Genomic DNA, 20,528 nt, shown 5'->3' with positions numbered 1-20,528 from the left:
AATACACACTAAAAACAAATGTGTAACCATTTGTTTTTAGTGTGTATTTTTACAATGGTGAGAAAGCCTTTTCTGATAACGTTTACTTTTTAAAAAGTTGGCACGAAAATTGCTTATATATAAGTGTAAGGTAAAAAAATATCATATATGGAGTGAATATAAAATGAAAACAATTATGTTAGTATGTGCAGCAGGTATGAGTACAAGTTTATTAGTAAGCAAAATGGAAAAATCAGCAGAAGCAAAAGGAATCGAAGCAGATATCTTTGCCGTTTCCGCTTCAGAAGCTGATGCTAACTTAGCGAATAAAGATGTAAACGTTCTATTATTAGGACCACAAGTTCGCTTCATGAAATCTCAATTTGAAAAGAAAGTTGCTGATAAAAATATTCCAGTAGACATCATCAACATGCAAGACTACGGTATGATGAACGGTGAGAAAGTACTAGATCACGCATTAACATTAATCTAGAGAGTATAGCAAACCGTTTAAGAGAGTGGAGAAAAGCATCCAGCCTATTGGTTTATAGCCACATAGGCTGCTTTTCGCAGCTCATTTAGTAAACTAAACGTACGAAGAAATAAAGATAACCTAATACAGTCAATCTCGTAGTAATGGAAGGGAAGTTTTATTGTGGTAGATGAACAAAATTTAGAAACGATCATGGGTCTTATTATTAATGGCGGGAATGCTAAAAGTGATGCTATGGAAGCTATCCAAGCTGCTAAAAAAGGAAACTTTGAAGAAGCAGACCAAAAGATCAAAGATGCTGATAAATCATTATCAGAAGCACATAAATCTCAAACAGGTATGTTAACGAAAGAAGCCTCTGGGGATGCCGTTACGATATCTTTATTGATGGTACATGGGCAAGATCATTTGATGAATGCCATTACTTTCCGTGATTTAGCAGCTGAAGTTGTAGATGTTTACAAAAAAATAGCTGGCGTTTTGATTGAAGAGTAAACCAACGACAAGCTGCGAAAAGTGAGTATCCCTTTTTGTAGCTTTTTCAGTTTAAACAAAAATTAGGAGGAAATAAACATGATTCTTTTAAATGCACCGATTCAACAAGACAAAATAATTGACACTTTAACTCATTACAGTGAAAATGGGGTTAGCTACAATTTCATAAAAAAAGAAGGTATGAAATTGTACTTTGAATCCACTATGGATAACGAAGAGGAAGCAGCTCAATTAGCTAAAAAAATTATTAAAGGTACAGATTACGGTTCTATATTGTATTTTCAAGCTACAGTGGAATGAGGGAGATAGGCAATGCTTAAAAACGGAATGTTCATCATGTCTTTAGGATTTATTGCGCTGATATTAGGCCTTACAGGTCCAGGTGAGAACAGTGGTTGGGTTTTAGCATTAGCCGTAATCTGTATTGTGGCTGGTTTTATTTTGTATTACCAAGCTGAAAAGAAAGAAAAGATAAATAAAGATTGATACAATGAAAAAGACTCTGATTTTTAGAGTCTTTTTTAATACTACAAAAAGGAAAGAGGTTTTATGATGACAGCGACTATCCAACAGTTTGAAGACAAGGTGATTGCAGAATTTGAACGAGAATTTCCGTATGAAATAGAATTAGTTTGGAAAATGCTAGCAGACAATCAGTATTTGCAAAAGTGGTTCCCTGAATTGAGTGTAAAGTCGCTTGAAGAAAATGGCAAGATTTTATTTGATATGCAAGATGGGACTTTTGAAGAAATGACCATTACGTCATTGAGTGAACCGAATGTTTTAGAGTACACTTGGGACAGGGACTTGGTTCGATTTGATTTAACGCCTTCAGAAAAAGGAACTCACTTAGTATTCAAAGAGACCATTTCTGAAGTGACAGAGCATACTCCTCGAGATATCACAGGTTGGCATATTTGTTTGGATGCGATTGAATCTATACTTGCCAACGAAGAAATGCCAGATACGCAATTGGTGTTTAATGAGTTGTATCCTGTGTACAAAGAAAAATTTGCGACGTTTGGAGAAGAGACAGGACAATAAAGCATGAATGGCATAAATAGGAAAAAGAGTTGCATGTTCCGAAGAAAAGCAAACCGATGATTCTTGAAATCTCGCCTATGAATTATCTTGTGATAGAAGGAGTAGGCCATCTTAATGAAGAACTGTTTTCTAAAAAAATCGAAGCTATGTATTCTGTTTCGTATGGAATTCGGATGTTGCCTAAAAAAGGAGAATCAACTGTATTGGGAATTGACTGTTAGTACACGAAAAAGCTGAAGAACGGATTGTCTGCTCTTCAGCTTTTTACCGTTCTCCAGTATTAACGTTGGTAACTAAAACAATGTTTACTCATTACTCGTTAATCGTTGCTTGGAGCAGGACATGAATGAATCTGAGTCAGCCGGCAGCGCTATTGTTTTAGTTTATTAGTCAAGTGAGGCCTCATTTTAGGTTCACTTGAAGAATAAGTACGGTTTATTAGTCAAGTGAAAGCTTAAGTGAACGCTACTTGATCAATAAATCCCATTTATTCATCAAGTCGGACATTTTCCATTCCTCACTTGATGAATAACCCTCATTTGCTCCACAAATGAAGGCCTCTTTTCACATTGAATAGAGCATTCCTTCCGAAGAAGCCGCTGAATATCGTGACTCTACTCGAATAAAAACAACACCGGCTAGTTTAAGTCCGATTTTACGTCTTTTCATGAACAGCCAAAATGCCGGAATAAATTTCTTCACCAACACTAAAAGATGAAGAACCTTTTTACCGTAAAATGAACGATAGCCCTCTCTATTTAGGAGAAGGCTATCTAACTAATCAATATTCAATATTTTTAGGTTGTCTAAACTATTACTCATTTTCAATATTTCAATTTATACAATGTATTCCCTAACCTCTAATACATCCTTGTAGCCCCATAGCTACTCCAGTGTGAATAAACTTGCCGCGTAAAACATAAAACTCGTATATCAATATCTTTCGTGTATTAATTAGTATAACACAATTTTAACGAAATAGCTAATCCTATTATATTGATTTCTGTTCTACACTTGCCCCAGCACCATTTGAACGACAAATGAAACCACGACTACTAGTGAAGAAATAATAAATCCATGCAGCATCGGTTTAAAACCCGATTTAGCTACTTCATAGAAGTTAGTCTTCAACCCGATAGAGCCGAGTGCCATCACCATCAAAAATTTGCTGATGATAGAAGTGATATTGCTGACCGATTCTGGAACGAGGCCGGTGCTTTTAATAGCTACCATCACTAAGAAAAATAGAATGAAAAAGGGGAAAATGCTTCGGATGCTGACTTTTTTCCGTGTGATCGTTTCCCCATTGGCCAATTGTTCTTTCCGTCTCATACGTGCATTGATGATCGAAAAAATCAAGACGACAGGGACGATAGACAGAGTCCGAGTTAGCTTGACAATGACGGCATACGCACCGGCTGCATCTGAAAAAGCATACCCTGCTGCGACTACGGAAGAAGTATCATTCACTGCTGTCCCAGTCCATAAACCAAATCCTAAATCACTCATCCCAAAGTACATCCCAGCTATCGGAAATAAAATCACCATCAAGATATCAAAAATAAAAGTAGCAGAAATCGAGTATGCGACATCACGATCTTCCGCCTCAATAGTTGGAGCGATCGCTGCAATCGCTGATCCTCCGCAAATACCCGTTCCCGCTGAAATCATACTCGACAATTTCCAGTTCATGTTGAATAATTTTCCAATAAGGTATCCTCCGCCAAATGCAGTCAGCAAGGTAAAGACCATGACGATCAAGGAATACTTTCCGACGTTTAATACTTGCGTAAAACTAAGTGTCAGGCCTAATAAGATAATCGATAATTTCAATATTCTTTTGGAAACAAATTGTATGCCTTCTTTAAAAATCGTGTATCTTGAAATTAACGGGTTTAATAACATCCCGATCAATAAAGCAAAGACACTTCCACTAATAACGCTATTTGGGATCCAAGCACTGATTTGATTGGCTGCTACCGCCAGTGCTGCAGTTAATAAAACACCCGCTGTATACTGTTTGACTTTATTCAACGATAAATCCTCCTCTATATTTCTTACCTCTATGATCTTACTCATTTAAAAGGAGAATTTCAACTCTAGATTCATCCTAGTTAGATCTGGTTTTTTGAAAAGCGACTCTTGGCGTTCCGTCATTTACGTAAATCGTACCGCACTTTTGGTACCCATTTTTTAGGAGCATTTTTTGCATCGGGATGTTAGTTTCGTGCGTATCAACCTTGATATTGGGTATTTGCTGAAAACACCATTCTAAACAAAAAGCTCCTACTCCTTTTTGCGATCGCAGTGATCCTAAGCGATGCACAACTCCGTATAAACCATCATTTAGCCATTTTCCGTCGTAGATTTCACGATAGGTGGCATCTTCTCCGATCGCAAATGTAAATACTCCAACGATTTCTGCTCCATCTAAACAAACATAACTTGTCCCTTCTTGAATATCGTTGATCAGTAATTCATCACTGGGGTAGCCATTAACCCATTGCTGGTCATTTCCATTCTCTCGCATATATTTCCTTGCTTCAGTATAAATATGCTGAATAAGCGACAACTCGTTTCTTTTTGTAGGTCTAATTTGCATTTCTCTTCACCTCTTATTATTCACAAATAACTATGTATAAAAATTCTACCATAAAATCATCTTAATGATAGGTGGAAAGCAAAAGAATTTTGTCCGTCTGACGAGATGTTCAATAATGGAATAATAGCGGGAGAACATGATGTGAAAAAGATGGATGATGAAGAAGCTTGAGATTTTAACATCAAATAAGGAACCTGAATGATGAAGTTCAAGTTCATAACATCAATCAACCGCTCTACAGAATTAATATACAGTTTACCAGTTAATTGTAAAATAAAAAGAAGCTTCAAACTCAAACAGAGTAGAAGCTTCTTTCTATTTTTAGCGGCCCTAGAGAGATTTGAACTCCCGACCTAACGTTTATACTGATAGGTAACGTTCATCTGCAACCTTACTTGATCAGATTACTTGTTTTCCCCCAGTCCACACCCTGCAGGCGACTTTCGTCGCACAAGGCGTTCCATCAATCAAATATTCGTTGAATAGAGAAAAATCTCTTACGAATAGAATAAGTTATTTTTACATTGACTGAGCAATGCAAAAACTATGATATTGGAAATAAGTGCATTATGTTCCAACGAATGATTTGATTGACTAGCCATCTTTCCTCCGCTGGTTGTTATCCCAGTTTCATCGGTACTACACAGCTGCTGCCGCAACTATTCAATAGCCATTATCCTGCTATTTAGAACCCTCAAATAGGAGATAGCGGTTCTTAGCTGCTTCCAACGTTCCGTTATTACTAGCTTTACAGTTAAACTTAGGTGCTTTCTATAAATGTTTCAGCGTTTTTGATCCACAACCATTTAACCAAAAACTATTGAGGTACATCCTCAACAACAGTATCTGCTTTCCTAAACAAGCCACCGCGCTTTAATTCATTCCATAAAATGAAAAAACATCCGTACATTCGAAAGTTCGTCAGTGCTAAAGCACATTCTCACCGTATTTAATTTATAGCCCTCCGACTACTAAGCGCATGCTGTTCGCCGACTTCACCGAACTTTTGACAACACCCAACTATTTTCAGGGATTGCCAATCGGAGATCAAGGTATTTCTCAAGCGGTTGACTTGAGTGTGCTTTTTTCATTCCGCACAATATCGTAATAACAGTTAAGCCTTATAGGCTCTTACATTTTATAGACTTTTTCAAATCTAGTTTGTAGTAAAACGTTGCGTACAGGAAACGTTTGCTCTATCCAACTGAGCTATAGGACCATACAACTAAATTCATTTTCTCATGATTCGAAAATCTTGTCTAGCACTTTTCGACTTTTCCATTTAGATAAATGAAGTGAATGTGACTTTGCACCTGTTTGTGAATCATGAGATGCGTGTTACAATGATAAAAAATGGTTAAAGGAAGAGGATATTATGGAATCATTTCAACAAGCCCATTCTATTGAAGAAGTACGCCGATTTATTCAAGAAAATGAACTAGCCTTTGTGTATATTTCTCGAGAAGACTGCAGTGTTTGTCATGCAGTACGACCTCAAGTGCAAAGTATACTTGAAAACTACCCACGCATTCGATCGATTCAAGCGGATGCTGATCATATTCCTGAAGTAGCGGGAGATTTTACTGTCTTCAGTGTGCCGGCGCTGCTGTTATTTGCTGAAGGAAAAGAATTGATTCGCGAAGCTCGTTTTGTGAAAATGGACGACTTGGATCGTCAGTTCAAGCGGATAGTGGAAAATTACTAAAGCAACTTCATCATTCGTATCGTTTTACATTGTGTTCAAATAATTGATAAGATAAGACGGTAAAACACAGTGAAAGGGATGAAGAGAATGAGCAAGGTAATTCCAACATATACATTAAATGATGGTCAAGAAATCCCTGTGATCGGTCTAGGAACCGTTGGGATAAAAGGTGCAAAAGGAGTAGCGGAAGTGATGGATGCCCTGGATAATGGGTATCGTTTGATCGATACTTCTACGAATTACAATAACGAAGGCATGGTCGGAGAAGCTGTTCGCAGAAGTTCTGTACCGCGTGACCAGATTCTATTGAGTTCAAAATTGCCGGGAGCCAAACATCAATACGAAGATGCTATCCAAATGATTCAAGAGTCTCTGTATCGTATGGGGATCGATTACTTTGATAAATACTTGATTCATTGGCCTTTGCCAAAACAAGATCAGTATGTAGAAGCATGGCAAGCATTGGTGGATGCTCAAAAATTTGGTCTGATTCGTTCTATTGGAGTTTCCAACTTCTTACCAGAACACTTGGACCGTATTATTGAGGAAACAGGGGTCACTCCGGCTACCAATCAAGTCGAACGCCATCCTTATTTCACGAATAAACGTGTAATAGAATACAATAAGGAACACGGTATTTTAACAGAAGCATGGAGCCCATTTGGAAGAGAAATTAATGACTTACTAGAAAATGAAATCATTGCTGCGTTGGCTGAAAAACATCAAAAATCAGTTGCGCAAATCATATTGCGTTGGAATTACCAAGAAAACGTGCTGGTCATTCCGAAAGCTTCTAGTGCTAAACACCAACGCGCCAATCTTGATATTTTCGATTTCACTTTGAGTGAAGAAGAAATGAAAAGCATCGATAGCCTAGATAAAGGACTAGATGGCTTAGTAGAAGGGCAACATCCAAATGAATATGAAGAGTTTGACTAAATAGAACTACTAATTATGAAAGGGGCTGGGACACTAATGTTGTCTCAGCTTCTTTGCGTGTGTATTGAGTTTTCTAAAATCGTATTAGTAGGAGAAACAAGAGGCATTTGTTAAAATAAATGTAAGCTCTTACTTGTTTCTGAACCTGCATCATTCCGCATAAGCTCACCTTTTTGTAATACCACACATCATTTCAATCACATCACAAATTGGAGGGATTCAAATGTCAAAAAAGAAAGCATTTTTACTTATGAGCAGTTTAACGTTAGGAGTTTTGGCTGCATGTGGCAATAATACAGATAATACTGAAGGAGGAGACGGCTCAGAAGATGTAACGATTCAATTTATGACCTCTTCTGTAGAACAAGAACGTTTAACGGTCATCGAAGGAATGATCGACCGATTTGAAGAAGAAAATGACGGCATAACAGTAGAAACTGTTCCGGTAGAAGAAGGGCAATACAATACGAATGTAGTTACTTTGGCTCAAGCAGGAGAATTACCGGCAGTCATTGAAGTAGGACAAGATTTTGCAAAAACAATGGCAAATGAACAGCTGATCGATGTAGAGGCCACTACTCAGTTGGTGGAAGATATTGGTCCACAAAGTTATTACGAAGGCGCATTGAATTTATTGAGCAGTGAAGATGGAGAAGGCTACTTGGGAGTTCCATTAAGCGGATGGGTGCAAGGGATTTGGTACAGCCAATCAAAACTTGAAGAAGCCGGAATCGAGGAGCCTGCTAATTGGGAAGAATTATTATCAGCAGCTGAACAACTGACAGATACAGCCAATAATCAATATGGTATTGCGTTGCCAACAGTTGAAGGACCATTTTCAGAACAAGGATTCTCGCAATTTGCTTTATCAAATAATGCCAATATTTTAGATAATGAAGGAAATCTGGACTTAGATACATCAGAAATGCGTGAAGCACTTGAAATGTACCAACAATTAGCTGAATACACTATGCCTGGTTCAAATGATACCACACAAGTAAACGATGCCTTCTCAAATGGAAGTGCAGCAATGGCGTTGTACTCAACATATATTTTACCTGGTATCTATGAAAATGGTGATCCAAGCGATATTGGTTTCATTATTCCAACCGAAGAAAGTGAAGCTGTTTATGGGTCTGTTACAGCATTGACGATTTCGGGAGGACTTGAACAAGCAGAAAAAGATGCTGCAGAAGCCTTTATTGCATTTATGTCTGAACCAGAAAATATGACTGAATGGGTACTGATGTCTCCAGGAGGCGCACAGCCTGTCAGTGATGAAGTAACTAATAGTGAAGAATATCAAAATAATGAAGTAGTTCAAGCCTTTGGAGAGCTGTCGACAGAAATCGCCGGTTCATTTGATGCTATTCAAGTTTTTGGTTTAGTTGAGGGACAAAACTTCACTCATATGGGAGCGATCACTGGATCTAATGCGATCGGTACGTTGATCAATCAAATTACAGTCGGAGACGCAAGTATTGATGAAGCAATAGAACGAGCTCAATCGACAATCGAAGATGTTATGCCAGAATAAGGCTAACTCCATAAATAAGCGTAGCGTGGCCAAGTAAGGGAGACGAGCTTACTTGGTCATTTTTCCAGAAATAACAATAAACTAGGAAAAATTAGTATTTTATTAAGGAAGTGAGAGAAATGAAACCGCCCCAAAATTCAACAGAAACACATATGAAAAATAAAAAATTTAAACGCAGAACAGGTGACTCAAAAATCGCATTGGCATTTTTACTGCCAACGATCATCTTATTAGCTGGGCTGGTTTTGTATCCCATGATTGAAAATATCCGTATCAGTTTCTTTGATGTACCTTTGAATCCAAATTTGGATGAGATTTTTTTAGGTCTAGAAAATTATCAAACGATATTGACTGATCCAGATTTTTATCGATCACTTGGTGTAACTGTATTGTATACAGCCTTAACAGTTGTCGGAAGTACTATTCTTGGTTTGGGAGTAGCGATGTTGTTTAATCGAGAATTCAAGTTTCGGAAATTGTCGCGTTCGATCATTATTTTATCTTATGTTACGCCGTCTATCTCGCTAGTATTTGCATGGCAATACATGTTTAACAATACTTATGGCATCATCAATCATTGGCTGGTCGATGTAACAGGTATCTTAGATAAAGCTCCGTTATGGTTTGACAATCCTGCATCAAGTTTTGCATTGGTCACTATTTTTGCGATTTGGCGTTACTTTCCATATGCATTTATTTCCTTTTTGGCGATATTGCAGACAATGGATGAAACGCTATATGAAGCCGCTGAAATCGATGGAGCAAATGCTTGGCAGAAATTTGTGAACATTACTTTACCTGCCATTCGACCTGTATTGATCACCATCGTGACATTGAGAACGATTTGGACATTCTATATGTTTAATGATGTTTATTTGTTAACTAAACAAGTGGATGTGATTGGGGTTTACTTATATGAGCAAGCTTTTTCTCAAAATGACATGGGACAAGCAGCCGCCATCTCTGTAGTTCTTTTTGTTATTTTGTTTACAGTTATTTTCTTCTCACGTAGAAAGGTGGATGTCACAAATGAAACGTAAAAGAAAAAACATGCTGAGCCGAACGTTGTTTTATATCTTACTAGTGCTGATCTTAGTTATATCTCTGTTTCCGTTTTTCATCATGTTGATGACATCGTTGAAACCGACTAATGAAGCGATCTCTTATAATCCAACTATACTGCCTGAAGTAGTAACGCTGGAACATTACCAAGATGTTTTTAACCCGTCTTTATTTCCGTTTTTAACGTATTTTAAAAACAGTATGATCGTTTCTTTCCTAGCAGCATTCATCTCTGTATTTATCGGGATTTTTGGAGCATATGCCATGTCGAAATTAAATTTCAAATTTAAATCCACAATGAATTCAGCTTTTTATACTGTGTACATGTTTTCAGGAATTCTATTGGTGGTCCCTTTATTTAAAATCATTTCATCGCTGGGACTATACAACACACGAACATCGATCATTATTGTGATGATCGTACAAACGTTGCCAACATCTATTTTTATGCTGAAAAGTTATTTTGATACGATTCCTAAAAGTATTGAAGAAGCAGCAATGATCGATGGGCTGACGCGTGTACAGATCGTCTTTTATATTACTATTCCACTGGCGATATCAGGAATTGCATCTGTTTTCGTGTATGCCTTTATGGTTGCTTGGAACGATTATTTGTTTGCTTCTATATTTGTTTCCAGTTCAGAATTCTTCACCTTAACAGTAGGGTTAAACAGCTTGTTTGCGACTCCTGATTATGTTTGGGGGAGAATGATGGCTGCTTCCTTACTGACTGCATTACCTGTAGTCATCATGTATGCTTTATCTGAACGATTCATTAAGAAAAATTTAGTAGAAGGTGGAGTAAAAGGATAGAAACACCATAAGTTTCAATTGCTTGTATTGAAGGTTTTGTAGCCGAGATGTTAAAAAAAGAGCATGAATTTATCTCTCCATACAAAAAACCAGCCATCCGAACGATAATGTCGGATGGCTGGTTTATCTTATTTACTTAAAAAATTATGCCCATTCACCGTTACGGAAAACAGGAACAGTTGAACCGTCTGCTTTGATACCATCGATATTCATGTCTTTAGAACCAATCATGAAGTCTACATGAACAGTAGAGCGGTTTAAGCCGGCTGCTTCCAATTCTTCTTCGGACATTTCAGTTCCGCCAACAATGTTGAAGGCATAACCTGATCCCAATGCCAAGTGGTTTGAAGCATTTTCGTCAAATAAAGTATTGAAGAAAGTCAATCCTGATTGAGAGATTGGAGATTGATCAGGTACTAAGGCTACTTCACCTAAACGAGCAGCTCCTTCATCTGTTTCGATCAAGCGTTTCAAAGTTTCTTCTCCTTGAGCAGCTGTTACTTCCATAACTTTACCATCTTTGAAAGTGAATTCCATATCTAAAATAGTTGTTCCTGCATAACTCAATGGTTTTGTACTGCGAACTACGCCGTCAACACGTTTAGCGTCCGGAGCAGTAAATACTTCTTCAGTCGGCATATTTGCCATGAAACGTTCTCCGCGAGCATTTAAGCTTCCAGCACCTTCCCAACGGTGGCCAGCAGGTAATCCAACCGTTAAGTCAGTTCCTGGAGCGGTGTAGTGTAAAGCTGTAAATTGTTGCGCGTTCAATTCTTCAGCTTTTGTTTCTAAAGTCACATCTTTTTCGTTCCAAGTTGCTATAGGATCTTCATCGTAAATATGAACGGCTTTGAAGATAGCATCCCATAAAGCATCTACTTGTTCTTCCGTAGTGTCTAATTCTGGGAAGACTTTAGCTGCCCATTTAGCGCCTGAAGCTGCAGCAACGACCCAGCTCACTTTGTTGGCTTGAGTAGCTTTACGTTGTTCGATCATGGCTTTACCAGCTGCAGATTGATAAGCAGCGATTTTTTCTGCATCAATTCCTGCTAGAGCATCTGGGTCAGAAGAGCGAACGCTGATACGGCTAGCCCCTTTAGCAATGTGGTCTAAAGACTCATCGATTTTGTATTGTGGAATATCTGTCAGACGTTCCACTGGTGTGTTCATCATGACTTCACGGTTTACCACGTCATCTGCCCATTTGACAATGACTTCTGTAGCTCCTAAAGCATAAGCTTCTTTTGTAATCATACGAGCAAGTGAAGCTTGGTCTACATCAATAGATAAAACGACTGTATGCCCCTTTGATACATTTACTCCCGATTCTACAATCGCACGAGCATATTTTTGTAAGTTTTCTTCGAAATTTGGTAATACCATATTTTTATTCCTCCTGATTTTATTTCATATTCGTTGATATTCATACTGCACTTTCATATCATAGCATACGCAAATAACAAAACACAATTTGCTAACAAAAAAATTTCAACAGATTACAATGTTGTAACGAATGCGTGTTTGAAAGTCTTTCCGGTATTTTAGTGGAACACACTATGTTATAATATGAATAGAGAAAGGTTGACTTTCTAAAGAAAAACTTTCGTTATATTGGGAAGCAACTTGTTTTTATAGATGTACAAGTGATACAATAAACCTTGTGCTTTTGTGGCATTCATAAGTAGTTGAAAATGAAAATTTAAAAGAGATTATTGGCAGATTTCTTGATCGCTTTAGAAAGAATAATGGACTTTAGTTTTTTAAGTTGAAAAGCTATTGATTTGTAGACTGCTTTCTCTATCGTTTAAGAACTTTTTTTCATAGGTATTATAACCAGAAGGTAATACTGCATCCGGAACTATAACTGTTTCGTAAGAGTTTAAAGAATTTAGAGGTGAAAGATATGGCAAGAAAAAAGACCATTATGAAGTCCAGCATTCTGGATACAGCTTATGAAGTTGTCAGAACTGAGGGGTTTGATGGATTTACTGCACGCAATATTGCAAAAGAAATGAACTGTTCTACGCAACCGATTTACTTGGAATTCAAAAATATGGATGACTTGAAAAAAGAATTATTGGTAAGAATAAAAGCTCATTTGACGGAAACGATTTATGTCCAAGAAAGAATAGAAAAACCTGTTCTTAATGATGCTTTGAATTATCTGTACTTTGCAAAAGAAGAGTCTGTATTTTTTAAGGCGCTGTATTTGGAAAATCGCTTAGATGCTGAGCAAATTTTTGCTATTTCTCATGACGTGGTGTTAGATTCATTTGAAAATGATGAAAAAACTAAGGAATTGTCCAAAAGCGAAAAAGAAAAATTCTTCAGCTTATTTTGGGCTAGTGTGCATGGACTAGCATCTCTAATTGCTCAAGAATTGATTCCTTTTAATGAAGAAGAATTAATCGGTTATTTAAAACAATCCTTTAAAGGTTGCTTAAAAGTAATCTAAATAAAAAACCTCAACGTTTTTGACGTTGAGTTTTTTTTATTGAGCATTTACTTTTTCGACTAGAGCTTTGGCAAAGGCGTTTAACTTTTCGATATCTGCTTCTTCGGGATCTAAATCAACTTTGACACTTTCGGCACCCTGAACTGCTCCAGCTGCCTTAAGTTGTTCTGTAAAATCATCGACTGATTGACAAAATTTTTCATAAAAGGTATCTCCAGAACCGAAAGTCCCAAAAATTTTCCCCGTTAAATTTACATCAGCTAATTCCTCATAAAAGTCCACGATTTCATCGGGCAAATTCGCATCCGTTCCGTAAGTATAAGTAGCAACCAGACACAAGTCTACATCCAAAAAATCTTGGGGATCAGCTTGCATACTTTCTTCTACCTGAACCTCTACACCTAGTTCTTGTAATGTTTCCTCAACAATATCGACACATTGAGCGGTATTCCCCGTTAAACTCGCATAAACAATCATAGCACTGGTCACGTTTTTTTCATTCCTTTACGGTTAGATTCTCAAAATAGTATACCAAATTTTGAGGAGCAGTACCAATCAGAAAGAACACAAGGAACTCAATGACAAATGAGGTTTAATCGGCATAACGCGTTTTCCCATTGTTCAACCATGAATAGTTTACGCCCATTATTAAACCACCACCAACATAATTTCCTAATGTCGCAAAAAAGATATTTGTTACAACAGCAGCAATTGTCATTCCCGGAACATTTCCACCGCTGGCAAAAAATGCCAGAGAGAAAGAAGAAAAGTTGGCAATAACGTGTTCAAAACCGAGAAAAGCAAAAATAAAGATCAGAAATACAATAGCTAATACTTTTCCTGCATCATCTTTCATTCGCATAGTAACAAAGAAAGCTATATTCACGACCATATTTGCAAATATCCCCTCAACAAATATTTGTAAGGGTGCTTTAGCCAATTTGCCTGAAACAGCAGTGATTAAGTAGTGGTCTATGGCAACATCATGGAAGACACCTGTATAAGATAAGGCCCAGCTAATCATAATAGCTCCAACAGCATTAAAAAGAATGCAAGTACCCAAAATACTCAATGCTTTTTTCCAAGGAAGAACTTTTCGATGTACAGCAGTTGTCATATACATCATATTAGAAGTACCCAATTCACCATTCAAATAAATGATCATGACTAATGACCAAGTGAACATAAAAGCATACCCGAATTTACCCCATCCTGGTGTTAAATGTTCAATAGAATTTCCCATACCGACTGCGATCCCAGTACCCAACGTTAAGTAAAAACACGCTAACATGGCTCGCATAATATAACGACCGATGCTCTTATCAAACAAGTCTGCTTTTTTTAAGATGCTTTTTTCGATGTCGCCCATCATACCAGTTGAAAAACCTTCTACTATATTTTTACTTTGCCCTACAGATGCTTCAGCTACCTTTTCTTCCACTTATTTTCATCTCCAATTTAATCAAATGATTTAATTCACAATGTTTATCATACACTATTTTAAATTAAAAAGAAATTCTTTGATTATAGATAATGTTTGAAATGTGAATTTTTTTAGAATAACTTTGAATAAGAAGAAAAGACCTTAAAAAACTAACATAAAAGAGAAGGCTTCCACTGCATTTGTTTCGACTTTTTTTATTGTGAATTACTTTACTAATACACATTTCCCAAAAAATTAAGAGAGTATGATTCTTATGCGCCAGACTAGATTTTGATTAAATCGTTGAACATCAAAGAGGGAAGTTCCATGATGAAGATTAGCGTTTGAACATCAAGGTTGAAAGCTCCATGATGAATGATAGTGAGGGACAAAGACTTGTGTTAAAATAAAAAAGATTGATAAGAGAGAACAGGGGGAAAGAGTGTGTTCAATTTTGAAGCTATTAAATCATTTACAGAAACAGACCGCGTTATTTATGATTACATCCTGCAGCATAAGGAAGAGATTTATTACATGCGTATTCGCGATTTGGCGGAAGCAGCTCATGTTTCTCCAGCATCCGTAGTTCGTTTGCTGAAAAAAAGCGGGTATGAAAGTTTTGCAGAGTTTAAGTCAGAAGTTCGCCGTCAGACGAAACAAAATCAGCAACAACCAGTATTTGATACAAAAGAAATTGTAGATGAATTTTTTAACCGAACACTAACCAAAGATTACAATCAGCAGTTAGACAAGGCCGTTGAACTAATACATAAATCCGGATTGGTCATTTTTTTCGGTATTGGGACATCCGGAATTCTAGCAGAATATGGTTCTCGACAATTTATTAATTTAGGGAAACGAACCTTTTTCGTAAAAGATCCATTTTACCCCATAAAAAACGCCAGTGAAGATTTTACAGAATCAGCTGCTATCATTTTATCGGTCTCAGGAGAAACGGAACAAGTTCTTGAACAAATGGAAGCCTTAAAAGAACAAGGCAGTAAGATTATCAGCATTACCAATACTTCGGGAAATACATTAGCTAAAAATTCGGATGTGAATTTAGCTTATCATCTCACGCCGGAATTGGTGGGAAAAGAAGTGAATATTACTTCTCAAGTGCCCGTTACTTATCTACTAGAGACTTTAGCACGAAAAAATTACACGAAGCGTAAACGAAAAGAATGAAACGTATTGTTTCAATATTGAAATATATTTCAAAAAACTGAAACCGGATTCTTTTTGTGAAAAGGTTATTGTGTTATGTAAAAAAACGGTTACAATAAAAAGTGTAAGAAAAGAAAAAGAGGTGAGGAAATGGAACACAAACAGTTGACGCCTTTTCCGGAAAACTTTCTGTGGGGATCGGCTTCGGCTGCCTATCAAGTAGAAGGTGCGATGGAAGAAGACGGAAAAGGACTTTCTGTCTGGGATGAATTTGTTAAGATTCCCGGCAAAACATTTAAAGGAACCACTGGGGAGGTGGCAGTAGATCATTATCATCGTTACAAGGAAGACGTACGATTGATGGCAGAACAAGGGTTGAAAGCTTACCGTTTTTCGGTAGCTTGGAGTCGTGTGATTCCAGATGGAGATGGGGAAATAAATGAAGAGGGGATTCAATTTTATGAAAATTTGATTGATGAACTGTTGGCACACAATATTGAACCAATCGTTACACTATACCATTGGGATATCCCACAAGCTTTACAAGATAAATACAAGGGCTGGGAATCTCGTCAAGTAATTGCAGATTTTACTCGTTATGCAACGATCTTATTTAAACGCTTTAATGGAAAAGTAAACTACTGGGTGACGTTAAATGAGCAAAATGTGTTTACATCGCATGGTTATATGATGGGAAGCCATCCGCCAGATGTAAAAGATCCCAAACGCTTTTATGAAGCCAATCACATTGCAAACTTAGCGAATGCTTCTGTCATTCAGGCTTTCCGTGAATTAGGGATTTCTGGGAAAATTGGTCCGAGTTTTGCTTATGGTCCAACGTATGCACTAGATTCTAGACCAGAAAACCAATTGGCAGCGGACAATAACGAAACGTTCAATGCCCATTTCTGGATGGACATTTATGTATTTGGGAAATATCCTAAACTAGCGTTGAAATGGTTAGAAGAAAATAACTGGGCACCTACAATCGAAACTGGGGACTATGAAATGTTGGCAAGTGGCAAGCCAGACTTTATGGGCTTAAACTATTACCGCAGCTCCACAGTTGAATTCAATCCTTTAGATGGTGTTGGCGAAGGAAAAATGAATACTACCGGAGAAAAAGGGTCTACTGAAGCAGGTGGGATTCCAGGATTGTACAAAGGAACGGATAATCCTTATGTAGAAAAAACCAACTGGGATTGGGACATTGATCCGACTGGTTTACGCATTGCTATGCGCCGTATCGACAGTCGTTATGACTTGCCGATATTAATTACGGAAAATGGACTGGGTGAATACGATACATTAGAAGAAGACGGTTCGATTCACGATACATATCGAATTGATTATTTAAAAGCCCACGTCAAAGCCATTCAAGAAACGATTTCTGATGGAGTAGATGTATTAGGGTACTGTACATGGAGTTACACAGATTTGTTGAGCTGGCTGAACGGTTACCAAAAACGGTATGGTTTCGTTTATGTAGACCGTGAAGAAAACGATGAAAAAGAACTCAAACGATACAAAAAAGATAGTTATTTTTGGTATAAAGAGGTTATTGATGCGAATGGATTAACAGATTAAAACATGCTCAAAACAATTTGATTTATTGGAGGAAACCAAATGGGGTTTATGGATAAATTTGAAAGCGTTTTAGAGAAGACTTTAGTGCCTTTATCAATCAAGTTAAACAGTCAACGCCATATCGGAGCGATCCGAGATGCATTTATTTTAGCTTTTCCATTAACAATGGCAGGTTCATTGATTTTACTATTAAATTTTGCGGTCTTATCACCAGATGGCTTTATCGCATCTCTGCTAAATTTAGACAGTATTTTTCCTAATTTAGCAGAAGCACAAAATATTTTTGCACCGGTTGTTCGAGGAACCAATGACGTATTGTCTATTTTCATCGTCTTTATGATTGCTCGGAACTTAACTGAAACATATAAACAAGATTCATTGTTAGGTGGATTAACAGCTATCGCTACATTCTTTATCTTGTATCCGCCTTATCAAAATGTGGAAGGCGCAAATTACTTAACAACTCAATTCATCGGTGCACAAGGGTTGTTTGTAGCGATGATTGTTGGATTACTGGTTGGTGAAATTTTTAGTCGTCTTTCATTGAACAAACGATTGAAAATTAAAATGCCAGAGCAAGTTCCGCCGGCTGTTGCTCGTTCTTTCTCAGTGTTGATTCCGATTATTTTGATTTTAATGCTCTTCTCTATTGTAAATTACGTTGTGGCACTATTTTTCCCAGATGGAATTAATGAATTGATTTACTCATTGATTCAAGCACCATTAACAAATATCGGAGGAAACGTTTTTGCCGTTATTATTTTGGCACTTGTTTCCAACTTGTTATGGGTATTGGGAATTCATGGTCCTAACACCATTGCAGCTATCCGTGATCCTATCTTCTCACCAATGGGAATTGAAAATTTAAATTACATTGCTGAAAAAGGAACGACTTGGGGTGTTCCTTACCCAATCAACTGGGGTTCTATGAATGATGGTTTTGGTAATTATGGTGGTAGCGGGATGACACTTGGTTTGTTGATTGCTATTTTCTTAGTGTCAAAACGAAAAGACTACCGTAATATTGCTAAATTATCCATTGCTCCAGGTTTGTTTAACATCAATGAGCCCGTTGTATTTGGACTTCCAATTGTGTTGAATCCAATTATGATCATTCCTTTTGTATTCACACCAATCATCAATATTTTAATCGGGTATTTCTTTACAGTTAGTGAAATTATACCGCCTATTGGTTACTCGGTCCCATGGACGACGCCAGGACCATTGATACCGTTCTTGGGTACCGGAGGAAGTTGGGGAGCATTAGGCGTGGGGCTCTTGTGTCTAGGAGTTTCCGTTCTGACTTACATGCCGTTTGTTATGGCAACAAATAGAGCAGCTGTAAAAATGGAAGAAATGGATAACGCACAAGACACTACAAGCGCAAACGCTTAAAATTTGAAAAACTATCTGCCTCTGATTTATGGAGGCGGATAGTTTTTTGACGAAAAAGGAGATAAAATGATGAATACAGTTTGCTTCGACATCGGCGGAACGTATATCAAGTATGCCTTAGTGTCAAATATTGGAGAGATCTTGCAGCAAGATAAAGTAGAGACCCCTTATCAAAAAGATGCGTTCCAACAAGAGATAGCAGCGATCGTAAACCAATTTGCTCTCGATTATGAAGTGAATGCAGTCGCCATCAGTATGCCAGGGTACATCAATCCTGAAACGGGATACGCTGAAAGAGCGGGGGCTTTAGTTTATTTGGATCACATGAATTTGATCGAGTTACTGAGTGAAAAAATCACGCTGCCGATTTATATCGAAAATGATGCTAACTGTGCAGCTTTAGCTGAGCGGTATTCAGGAAGTGCTCAAGGGATTGATAACTTTATCGTCATGACCATTGGCACCGGAATCGGAACAGCTTTGTTTTTAAACGGAAGTCTCTTTCGGGGAGCCAGTTTTAAAGCTGGTGAATATGGCCATTCCCGAATCAACTATCAACAGCAGCCGCATGCTACCATGCACGATATATTTTCTACTCGCGTTCTCGTCAAACGGTATAAGCAGCTTCTAGGCATAAGCAGTACGGAACACGTAACAGGTGAAGCTGTTTTTGAAGCTGCTCGAAAAAACCCAGCAGTGGAAGCACTTTTAACTGAATGGGTACAGTGGATATGTGTGGGAATCTATAATTTAGCTTGCACTTTAAATCCTGATAAACTATTAATTGGCGGCGGTGTTAGTGCCAACCCTGAACTAATTCCAAGGATTCAAGCACAAATGAAACACGTTGATGAGCGTTGGGTGACTGATTTTAATGTTCCAATTGAACCATGCCGCTATTTGAACGATGCTGGAATCTTAGGAGCCTATTATTTTGCTGCACAGCAACAAACAATCAAACCAGTAGAGGAGAAATAAGATGGCTATTTTAACCGGATCTTTTCAATCAAAGGAATTAATCAGAAAAGTCAGCTTCACTGCCATTATTCCTACAACCACTCGTTCAATTTATGAACCTGAGAATGCTGAATCTGACAATAAAGATGAGCCTTTAAAAACGGTGTATTTATTGCATGGATGGGACGGAAATCATGAAGACTGGCTGCACAACACACGAATCGCCGAACTGGCGATAAAATACCACATCGCTATCTTTATGCCAGATGGACAGAATAGTTTCTATGTGGACCAGCCGAATGGAGATCATTTTGGAAAATTTATCGGAGAAGAATTTGTTCATGAGACCCGCAAATTATTTCATTTGTCGGATAAAAGAGAAGATACAACGATTGGCGGATTATCGATGGGTGGTTATGGGGCGCTGAGAAATGGTTTCTACTACCCCAAAACGTTCGGCAATATTTTAGCGTTCTCAAGTAAAATTTTTACAAAACGCTCATCTTCAGATATTGTTTTTGACCAGCCAATCTCTCGGCGGTACCAAACGTTGATTAAGGGAGAGACCACAGCCGCTTTACCTGATGATATGGATATCGAAGAATTAGCGGTAAAAGTTTTTGAATCAAAAGAGGGCAATCCAAGACTCTATTTATCTTGCGGGACGGAAGATAGCTTGATTGACGAACAAAGAAGTTTCCATTGCTTCTTAAGAGAACACGATTATGCACATGAATGTATTGAAGCCCCAGGCGTCCATAACTGGGATTATTGGAATACCAGTATTGAACAAGGACTGGAATGGCTGTATGGGAATGCGGAAAAGTAATCATTAAAGAATTGGGAAGAGCCGTTGTGGTCAATGGATAGTTGAC

The 20,528-nt window shown here is 37.7% G+C and carries 22 protein-coding genes; 17 read left to right on the top strand and 5 right to left on the bottom strand.

Going from position 1 to position 20,528, the window contains the following annotated elements:
• Positions 1-163: 163 nt before the first annotated feature.
• The 6 genes from ACEN4L_RS09215 (at position 164) to ACEN4L_RS09190 (ending at position 2,232) form a co-directional block, all read left to right on the top strand.
• Complete coding sequence (locus ACEN4L_RS09215; RefSeq protein ID WP_407096999.1) at positions 164-472, top strand: PTS sugar transporter subunit IIB; 309 nt, start codon at positions 164-166, stop codon at positions 470-472.
• A 192-nt stretch (positions 473-664) separates the two neighbouring features.
• Positions 665-967 (top strand): PTS lactose/cellobiose transporter subunit IIA, encoded by a 303-nt coding sequence (locus ACEN4L_RS09210; RefSeq protein ID WP_407097012.1) that lies wholly within the window; start codon positions 665-667, stop codon positions 965-967.
• 78 nt (positions 968-1,045) lie between these two features.
• Entirely contained in the window at positions 1,046-1,267 is a 222-nt protein-coding gene (locus ACEN4L_RS09205; RefSeq protein ID WP_407096998.1) for a hypothetical protein, read from the top strand.
• Between the two features lie 12 nt (positions 1,268-1,279).
• Entirely contained in the window at positions 1,280-1,453 is a 174-nt protein-coding gene (locus ACEN4L_RS09200) for a hypothetical protein (RefSeq protein ID WP_407096997.1), read from the top strand.
• 66 nt (positions 1,454-1,519) lie between these two features.
• Positions 1,520-2,011, top strand: a complete 492-nt coding sequence (locus tag ACEN4L_RS09195) for an SRPBCC family protein (protein WP_407096996.1) — start codon at positions 1,520-1,522, stop codon at positions 2,009-2,011.
• Positions 2,012-2,067: 56 nt separating this feature from the next.
• Positions 2,068-2,232: a hypothetical protein gene (locus ACEN4L_RS09190; protein WP_407096995.1), complete on the top strand. Its 165-nt coding sequence runs from the start codon at positions 2,068-2,070 to the stop codon at positions 2,230-2,232.
• 787 nt (positions 2,233-3,019) lie between these two features.
• Here ACEN4L_RS09190 and ACEN4L_RS09185 read toward each other — a convergent pair.
• Positions 3,020-4,045, bottom strand: a complete 1,026-nt coding sequence (locus ACEN4L_RS09185) for a YeiH family protein (RefSeq protein WP_407096994.1) — start codon at positions 4,043-4,045, stop codon at positions 3,020-3,022.
• 76 nt (positions 4,046-4,121) lie between these two features.
• Complete coding sequence (locus ACEN4L_RS09180) at positions 4,122-4,613, bottom strand: N-acetyltransferase (RefSeq protein ID WP_407096993.1); 492 nt, start codon at positions 4,611-4,613, stop codon at positions 4,122-4,124.
• A 1,375-nt stretch (positions 4,614-5,988) separates the two neighbouring features.
• Between ACEN4L_RS09180 and ACEN4L_RS09175 the strand changes: the two genes are divergently transcribed.
• The 5 genes from ACEN4L_RS09175 (at position 5,989) to ACEN4L_RS09155 (ending at position 10,669) form a co-directional block, all read left to right on the top strand.
• Positions 5,989-6,318, top strand: coding sequence for a thioredoxin family protein (locus ACEN4L_RS09175; RefSeq protein ID WP_407096992.1), 330 nt, complete (start codon positions 5,989-5,991; stop codon positions 6,316-6,318).
• 87 nt (positions 6,319-6,405) lie between these two features.
• Positions 6,406-7,257: an aldo/keto reductase gene (locus ACEN4L_RS09170; RefSeq protein WP_407096991.1), complete on the top strand. Its 852-nt coding sequence runs from the start codon at positions 6,406-6,408 to the stop codon at positions 7,255-7,257.
• Between the two features lie 223 nt (positions 7,258-7,480).
• Positions 7,481-8,794, top strand: a complete 1,314-nt coding sequence (locus ACEN4L_RS09165; RefSeq protein ID WP_407096990.1) for an ABC transporter substrate-binding protein — start codon at positions 7,481-7,483, stop codon at positions 8,792-8,794.
• Between the two features lie 119 nt (positions 8,795-8,913).
• On the top strand, positions 8,914-9,834 hold the full coding sequence (locus ACEN4L_RS09160; protein ID WP_407096989.1) for a carbohydrate ABC transporter permease: 921 nt from the start codon (positions 8,914-8,916) through the stop codon (positions 9,832-9,834).
• On the top strand, positions 9,824-10,669 hold the full coding sequence (locus ACEN4L_RS09155) for a carbohydrate ABC transporter permease (RefSeq protein ID WP_407096988.1): 846 nt from the start codon (positions 9,824-9,826) through the stop codon (positions 10,667-10,669). Before ACEN4L_RS09160 ends, ACEN4L_RS09155 begins: the two co-directional genes overlap by 11 nt.
• Before the next feature lie 144 nt (positions 10,670-10,813).
• Here the strand turns inward: ACEN4L_RS09155 and ACEN4L_RS09150 are convergent, their stop codons facing one another.
• On the bottom strand, positions 10,814-12,052 hold the full coding sequence (locus ACEN4L_RS09150) for an aminopeptidase (protein ID WP_407096987.1): 1,239 nt from the start codon (positions 12,050-12,052) through the stop codon (positions 10,814-10,816).
• Positions 12,053-12,572: 520 nt separating this feature from the next.
• Between ACEN4L_RS09150 and ACEN4L_RS09145 the strand changes: the two genes are divergently transcribed.
• A complete protein-coding gene (locus ACEN4L_RS09145; RefSeq protein ID WP_407096986.1) occupies positions 12,573-13,124 on the top strand; it encodes a TetR/AcrR family transcriptional regulator in 552 nt (183 codons plus the stop codon).
• A gap of 36 nt (positions 13,125-13,160) precedes the next feature.
• Here the strand turns inward: ACEN4L_RS09145 and ACEN4L_RS09140 are convergent, their stop codons facing one another.
• Positions 13,161-13,613 (bottom strand): flavodoxin, encoded by a 453-nt coding sequence (locus ACEN4L_RS09140; protein WP_407096985.1) that lies wholly within the window; start codon positions 13,611-13,613, stop codon positions 13,161-13,163.
• A gap of 103 nt (positions 13,614-13,716) precedes the next feature.
• Positions 13,717-14,565 (bottom strand): formate/nitrite transporter family protein, encoded by an 849-nt coding sequence (locus tag ACEN4L_RS09135; protein WP_407096984.1) that lies wholly within the window; start codon positions 14,563-14,565, stop codon positions 13,717-13,719.
• A gap of 426 nt (positions 14,566-14,991) precedes the next feature.
• Here ACEN4L_RS09135 and ACEN4L_RS09130 point away from each other — a divergent pair, with 426 nt between their 5' ends.
• The 5 genes from ACEN4L_RS09130 to ACEN4L_RS09110 all read left to right on the top strand — a co-directional run bounded on the left by ACEN4L_RS09130 (position 14,992) and on the right by ACEN4L_RS09110 (position 20,482).
• Positions 14,992-15,735, top strand: coding sequence for a MurR/RpiR family transcriptional regulator (locus tag ACEN4L_RS09130; protein ID WP_407096983.1), 744 nt, complete (start codon positions 14,992-14,994; stop codon positions 15,733-15,735).
• 129 nt (positions 15,736-15,864) lie between these two features.
• Positions 15,865-17,301 (top strand): glycoside hydrolase family 1 protein, encoded by a 1,437-nt coding sequence (locus tag ACEN4L_RS09125; protein ID WP_407096982.1) that lies wholly within the window; start codon positions 15,865-15,867, stop codon positions 17,299-17,301.
• A 48-nt stretch (positions 17,302-17,349) separates the two neighbouring features.
• Entirely contained in the window at positions 17,350-18,696 is a 1,347-nt protein-coding gene (locus ACEN4L_RS09120) for a PTS sugar transporter subunit IIC (protein WP_407097011.1), read from the top strand.
• A gap of 69 nt (positions 18,697-18,765) precedes the next feature.
• The gene (locus ACEN4L_RS09115) at positions 18,766-19,674 is read left to right on the top strand and encodes an ROK family protein (RefSeq protein ID WP_407096981.1); all 909 of its coding nucleotides are present in this window, start codon (positions 18,766-18,768) and stop codon (positions 19,672-19,674) included.
• A 1-nt stretch (position 19,675) separates the two neighbouring features.
• Positions 19,676-20,482 carry an alpha/beta hydrolase gene (locus tag ACEN4L_RS09110; RefSeq protein WP_407096980.1) on the top strand — a complete coding sequence of 269 codons (807 nt, stop codon included), beginning with the start codon at positions 19,676-19,678 and terminating at the stop codon, positions 20,480-20,482.
• The last annotated feature ends 46 nt before the right edge of the window (positions 20,483-20,528 follow it).

Origin of the sequence: Desemzia sp. FAM 23988 (genome assembly GCF_045528365.1) — a bacterium.
Lineage (GTDB): Bacteria > Bacillota > Bacilli > Lactobacillales > Carnobacteriaceae > Desemzia.
The sequence above is the reverse complement of the archived record's forward strand: the minus strand, read 5'-3'. Positions and strand labels throughout refer to the sequence as shown.